This is a genomic window from Nigerium sp., from assembly GCF_039811905.1.
In the GTDB taxonomy this organism is placed as follows: Bacteria; Actinomycetota; Actinomycetes; order Propionibacteriales; family Propionibacteriaceae; genus Propioniciclava.
The window spans coordinates 1-6,167 of sequence record NZ_JBDHZL010000137.1; the positions used below are offsets into that span (position 1 = coordinate 1).

Consider the following 6,167-nt stretch of genomic DNA (forward strand, 5'->3'; position numbering starts at 1 on the left):
TAGCACCGCGAGGGCGGCGGCCACCTGCTCCCCCAGCGGCCCGGCGAGGCCGTGCGCCCCGCGCTCCTTGAACGCGACGACGGCCGCGCGGCGCTCCCGCGCGTAGTCGCCCGCCGCGACCACCGGAAGCCCGCCCAGCACCGTGGCCACCGGCCGCGGTTCGAGGGCGGCCCGGCATCCCGCGCACAGCCGCGCCCCCGGACGCCCGCACACCGGGCACCGCGCGCCGAGCAGCAGGTCGGCCGCGGCGTCCCTCGTTGTGAACCCACACACCCACCACGATGGGCCGGCCGTGTCATCGCTAGCCGGACGCCGGTTCTTCTAGTCGGGGTAGATCACGCCCGTGACGCCGGTCATGTAGGGCAGCCAGCGCAGGTTCGAGGAGTACCGGAGCACCTCGCCGGAGTCGCGCAACACGACGGGGGCGACCCCCGGGGCGACCGAGATCTCGCTGAGCCCCTCGGTGCTGGCGGGCCCCAGGTTCGTCGCGACGCCGCCTTCTTGGCCCGTTTGGACCACGACGGCGTTGCCGCCCAGATCGGCGACGACCATCAGCGAGCTGTCTGTGTCCCAGCCGACGTCGAGCACCGGCGCCGGACGGTCGTCCCGCGCCTGGACGACCACCTCGCGCCACCCCGAGAGCGTCACCCCGCCGCTCGAGCGCTCGACGCGCGCGATGCCGAGGGCGCCCCGGCCGTCCGGGAGCCGGACGACGATCGCGATCCGCACGCCGTCCGGCGCCACGCGCACCCGCGTGACCGACCCGGCGGGAAGCCCGGCGACCGGCGTCGGCCGCCACGACCCGCCGGTCAGCACCCGGACGCCGCCGTCCACCGGCACGAAGACCTCGCCCTGCCGCGCGTAGTCCGGACGCCCGACGGCCCCGGCCGACAGCTCCTGTTGCGAGGAGTCCTCGCTGACGCCCACCAACCGGATCGTGGTGCCGTTTTCGACGACGGCCGCCTGGGACCCGTCCCCCCGGACGTCCGCGGCCGTCACGTGGGACGCCGCCGGCGCGACCGCGACCATCTGCACGGATCCCCCGACGTCCACCGCGCGGGCGAGGTGTCCGCGGTTCACGACGAAGAGCTGGCGGGAGAGCTGTGCGTCCGACGGCGAGGCCTCCGCGAACGCGTCGATGGCGAGCGGGCCCGGCGCGACCCGCGGCAGGCTCCAGGGGCGGCCGGAGGCGTCCTCGATGCTCACGTGGCTCACGTAGGCGAACGACCGGAACGTCCACACCAGCTCGGCGGCGATCCGCCGGGCGGCTTCCGGGGACGGCGGCGAGGCGGCCGCGACGCCGATCCGGACCAGCCCGGTCTCCGACACCGAGATGTCGGCGAGGCTCAGGCCGGGAGGCGGCGGGTCCACCGCGCCCGACAGCCACTCCGGCGGGCCGGCGAGCACGGCGCGGGCGGCCAGTTCGCGGGCGCGCGGCCCGCGCGGGAAGTAGCGGGGGTCGGCCACCAGCCACGACGCTGAGGGCGCGTGGTGGTAGACCACCACGCGGACGAACGCGGCCGGGAACAGCGACTGCGAGATCAGCAGCCCGGCCGGGGGCTGGGAGACGCGCCACTCGCCGTTCGCGTCCCGGACGACTCCGAAGTCGTGCGACACCTGATCGGACGCCTGCTGATACGTCCCGTCCGCCGCCAGGACGCCGACGACGCCGGCGTCCAACACCCAGCGACCGTTCCTCTCTTCGGGGGAGACCCCCGACGCGTAGATCTTCACGCCCTCGTCGGGGTTCCAGGGCTGGGCCGCCTCGTCGGTGAGGTATTGCCGGGCCGTCGCGAACCCGGACTCGTCGGCGGCCATCGCCATGAGGAACCCCTCCACGACGTCGGCGGCCGACGCGCCGTGCGCCGGCGGGTGCGGGTTCACCCGGACGCCTGCGTTCACCGGCGCCCGGCTCGCCTCCACCCGGACGACCGGCCCGCTCGTCGGCACCCGGACGCACCCGGACAGCAGCGCCACGGCCAGCGCGAGCCCCGCCCAGCACCGCAGGCGCCGGCGGTTCACGACGCCGCCCCCGTCGCGTCCGTCGCGGCCGCCCCGTCCGCCCCGTCCGTCGCGCCCGGGAGCGGGATCGGCGAGCCGGCGAGGACGATGTCGGGCGTCCGCGGCAGCGTCAGGCGGAACATCGCCCCTTGTCCGGGGCTGCCCCAGACGTCCAGCCAGCCGCGGTGCAGCTGGGCGTTCTCGAGGGCGATCGACAGGCCGAGCCCGGTGCCGCCGACGGTCCGGAGCCGCGACGGATCGGCGCGCCAGAACCGGTCGAAGACGTGCAGGGACTGTTCCGGCGTCAGCCCGACGCCGTGGTCGCGTACCGCGACGGCGACCGACTCGGCGTCCGTGCGGATGAGCACGTCCACCGGCCGCTTCTCCCCGTGCTCGATCGCGTTCGCGATCAGGTTCGACACGATCCGCCGGACGCGGCGGGTGTCGACGTCCGCGGTGGCCGCACCGGCGGCGTCCACCCGCAGGTCGATGCCGAAGCTGTCGGCCAGCGCGCGTTGGGCGTCCACCTCGTCGCGCACGAGGTCGACCAGGTCGACCTCCTCGAGCGCGAGGACGGCGGCGCCGGCGTCGAACCGGGAGATCTCTAGCAGGTCGGTGAGCAGCGATTCGAAGCGGTCGACCTCGCGCGACAGCAGCTCGGCCGACCGCGCGGTGACGGGCGGCATGAGGTCGCGCTCCTCGTAGAGCACGTCGGCGGCCATCCGGACGGTGGTCAGCGGCGTCCGTAGTTCGTGCGAGACGTCCGAGACGAACTGGCGCTGCACGCGCGAGAGGTCTTCGAGCTCGGCGATCCGCCACGACAGCTCGGACGCCATGTGGTTCATCGAGCGGGCCAGCCCGGACGTGTCGACCGGACCGTCGCTGTGCATGCGCACCGACAGGTCGCCGTCGGCCATGCGCTGGGCGGCCCGCCGGGCGGCGCGCACCGGACGCAGGATCTGCAGCGAGATCAGGTACATGATGAGCGCCATCAGCGGCAGGATCAGCAGCGCTGTCCCGATCGCCGCCCGCTGCACGAGGGCGAGCGTCTCCGCCTCCTGCTTGGTCGTGAACAGGAAGTAGATCGGGTAGCGCCCGAGCGAGGCCGACCCGAGCGTGCCCGCCACCACGACCCCCGCTTCGGACGCCCGCCCGTCCGTGTAGGTGATGGTCGTCGGCGTGGTGAACAACTCCCCCTCCGGGCTGGCCGCCACCCGCTGCCGGATCGCCGCCGGCACCGAACCCACGTCCAGCCCCGCGGACCCGATCATCGAGCCGGTCCCTTCGAGCGCCACCGAGAAGGTATTGCCGAAGCTGCCCCGGTCGGACGCCTCCTGCGCCAGCGACAGCAGCAACACGTTCACGTTCGCGCCCCTCAGGTCGCTCGCCCGCAGGTCGGCCTGCATCGCGGCGATCGCCGAGGACGCCTCCGACACCGACTCGGCCGTCTTCGCCTCGAACACGCCCCGGGACGACTGATCCATCAGGTAGGTCCCCGTCAGAGCGAGGACGCCGATCGTCGCGACGACGACGCTCGCCACCACCCGGAACGGCAGCGAGCGCGCCCACAGGCGCGCCGGGGCCATCACCAGGCGGCGCACGAACCTCATGTCGCCGGCGTCCCCGCCCGGTAGCCGATGCCGCGGACGGTCACGATGATCTCCGGACGCTCCGGGTCGCGCTCGATCTTGCTGCGCAGCCGCTGCACGTGGACGTTCACGAGCCGCGTGTCGCCCGGATGCCGGTAGCCCCACACCTCCTGCAGCAGCAGTTCCCGGGTGAACGCCTGCCGCGGCTTGCGGGCGAGCGCGAGCAGCAGGTCGAACTCCAGCGGCGTGAGCCCGATCGTCTCGTCGCCGCGGTGCACGGTGTGCGCCTCCACGTCGATCGTCAGGTCGCCGATGCGCAGCACGGTCGCCTCGTCGTCGGACGCCGCCGACCGCCGCAGCCGCGTCTTCACCCGCGCGAGCAGCTCCTGCGTCTTGAACGGCTTGGGCACGTAGTCGTCGGCGCCGGCCTCCAGGCCGTCCACCACGTCCTGCGTGTCGGACTTCGCGGTGAGCATGATGATCGGCACGTCGGACTCGGCCCGCAGGTCGCGGCAGACGTCCACGCCGTCCCGGCCGGGCAGCATCAGGTCCAGCAGCACCAGGTCAGGGTGCACCCGCCGGAAGACGTCGAGGGCCTCGTCGCCCCGCCCCACCCAGTCCGTCGCGAAGCCGGACGCCTGCAGCACGATCTGCAGCATCTCCGCCAGCGCGGCATCATCGTCGATGACGAGGACGCGGCTGCCGGTCAGCGCCTTCCCACTCTCTGGCACGCGGGCACTTCCCTTCAGTTCAGCTCCGGCGTAGCGGTCCACGCCGACAGCAACCCTAGTTCTCCGCCCTGACGACGGAGAACGCGGCGCCACAGTGTCGCAGGATCAGGGTCGAACACGTCGCCCTGGCGGCCGGGAACCGGGTACCACAGGTCCCGCGCGAGCTCGGAGTCGAGCTGCCCCGGGCCCCAGCCGGCGTAGCCGGCGAACACCCGCAGGTCGGCGTAGGCGCCGTGCGCGATCTCGACGGGAGTGTCCAGGTGCAACAGCCCGACCCGCTCGAAGACCGGACGCCAGCCCGGCGGCTCCTCCTGCTGCCGCAGCGGGGACGCCAGGCAGATCGCCCCCTCCTGGGAGACAGGGCCCCCGTCGAAGAGCGCGTCGGGATAGCTCGCGAGCGGCGCCCACTGCGGCAGTGCCGCCTGCAGCTCGAAGCCCGACAGCCGGTTGAGCACGACGCCGAGCGCGCCGGAGGGGTCGGCGTCCAGGATCAGGACGACGGACTGGCCGAACACGCCGTCGGTCAGGCCGACGCCGGCGATCAGCAGCAGGCCGGGCTCGATCGTGGGGGTGCTCATCACGGCTCCTTTCCGGCCCCATCCTGCCATCGAGCGCGCGCAGGACGCATCGAAAGGCCGTCGGAGGTCAGCCGGTTCGAGGCCGAGCCGTCTCGGGACCTGGCAGGAGCACTGCGTCCACGCGGTGCTCAGTACGGACGCCTGGCCCCACTGGCCTACTGCATTCGACAACGTGTTCGCCGGCCGAAGACGTTGACCATCGCATCGTCGTTCCGCTGCGACAAGGCCGAGATCGCCAAAGAGAACCTCGACGACGCCCGGGCAAACAAAATGGCGGGACGTGCGAACCTGCTCTCGGGACTGCGGCACTTCCCCTGGGGCGGAGCTCAGGAGGCACGCGTGTCGACCTCCTCGCGTCCGGGGACGATGGCCTCATCCCTGCCCCAGGCGTGCTCCTGGCGAACTGAATCCCAGACCGTGACGATCTCAGCCGTAGTGGTATCGACACGCGGCGATGCGGACCTCATCCCCGCTGATCTTGTAGACGAGCCGGTGCTCATCCGTGATCCGACGAGACCAGTAGCCGGCGAAGTCATGCCTCAATGCCTCCGGCTTGCCGATGCCCTCATTGCCGTTGCGGCCGATGTCCGCGAGTAGCCCATTGATCCGCTTGAGCACCTTGCGATCCTGCGCCTGCCACCAGAGGTAGTCATCCCACGCGTTCTCGCTCCACACGAGCAGCACGTCAGTCGGCCTCCACCAACTGATGCTGCTGACCGCGACCGGCCTCCAACTGCTCCATGGCATCCAAGAGCCGCCGGGCGTTGGCCGGCGAACGCATCAGGTAGGCCGTCTCGCGAAGCGATTCGTAGTCGGCCAACGACACGATGACGACCGGCTCATGACCGGCTCGCGTGATGACGACCTCTTCACGGTCGTTGACCACGCCATCCAGCACCTCGGCATAGCGCGCGCGGGACTCGGTGTAGCTCAGCGTCTTCATGGCTCCTCCTGTACGCAAAACTGTACGTCGCCCCGCAGCGCTCAACAAGTGCGAGTGATCGGGGAAGCTCACGCTCCGGACAGCACACACCAAGGACGGGACCGCTTCCACAGCCCCGGCTCTGTCACAACGGAGGTGAGTCCGTCATGAGTTTCGTCCTTCGCCAGGACGCCAGCACCGGCCAAGAACTCCGCAAGCAACAGGTGCGGGAGACCCCCCGGGCCTTCGCCGACTTCGTGATCTCCTCGTGGTAAAAGAAGTTCACCAGCGTGGGCGGGGTCGAACGGCTTGGCCAAGGAATCGTCATCGCGCACGTAATCCAAGT

Annotated in this window: 6 protein-coding genes and 1 pseudogene; all 7 read right to left on the reverse strand. The window is 71.9% G+C overall.

Features of this window, described 5'->3' with window-relative positions; translation table 11 throughout:
• Positions 1 to 273, reverse strand: a pseudogene (locus tag WMJ97_RS13980) (ComF family protein); the annotation flags it as partial.
• A gap of 48 nt (positions 274 to 321) precedes the next feature.
• Positions 322 to 2,022, reverse strand: coding sequence for a hypothetical protein (locus tag WMJ97_RS13985; protein WP_347349619.1), 1,701 nt, complete (start codon positions 2,020 to 2,022; stop codon positions 322 to 324).
• A complete protein-coding gene (gene mtrB / locus WMJ97_RS13990; protein WP_347349620.1) occupies positions 2,019 to 3,611 on the reverse strand; it encodes an MtrAB system histidine kinase MtrB in 1,593 nt (530 codons plus the stop codon). The genes WMJ97_RS13985 and mtrB overlap by 4 nt, the downstream gene beginning before the upstream one ends.
• Positions 3,608 to 4,300 (reverse strand): MtrAB system response regulator MtrA, encoded by a 693-nt coding sequence (gene mtrA / locus WMJ97_RS13995; protein ID WP_347349624.1) that lies wholly within the window; start codon positions 4,298 to 4,300, stop codon positions 3,608 to 3,610. Before mtrA ends, mtrB begins: the two co-directional genes overlap by 4 nt.
• 35 nt (positions 4,301 to 4,335) lie before the next feature.
• Complete coding sequence (locus tag WMJ97_RS14000; RefSeq protein WP_347349621.1) at positions 4,336 to 4,899, reverse strand: YqgE/AlgH family protein; 564 nt, start codon at positions 4,897 to 4,899, stop codon at positions 4,336 to 4,338.
• Between the two features lie 426 nt (positions 4,900 to 5,325).
• The gene (locus tag WMJ97_RS14005; RefSeq protein ID WP_347349622.1) at positions 5,326 to 5,583 is read right to left on the reverse strand and encodes a Txe/YoeB family addiction module toxin; all 258 of its coding nucleotides are present in this window, start codon (positions 5,581 to 5,583) and stop codon (positions 5,326 to 5,328) included.
• A gap of 1 nt (position 5,584) precedes the next feature.
• The gene (locus WMJ97_RS14010; protein ID WP_347349623.1) at positions 5,585 to 5,842 is read right to left on the reverse strand and encodes a type II toxin-antitoxin system prevent-host-death family antitoxin; all 258 of its coding nucleotides are present in this window, start codon (positions 5,840 to 5,842) and stop codon (positions 5,585 to 5,587) included.
• Positions 5,843 to 6,167: the final 325 nt, after the last annotated feature.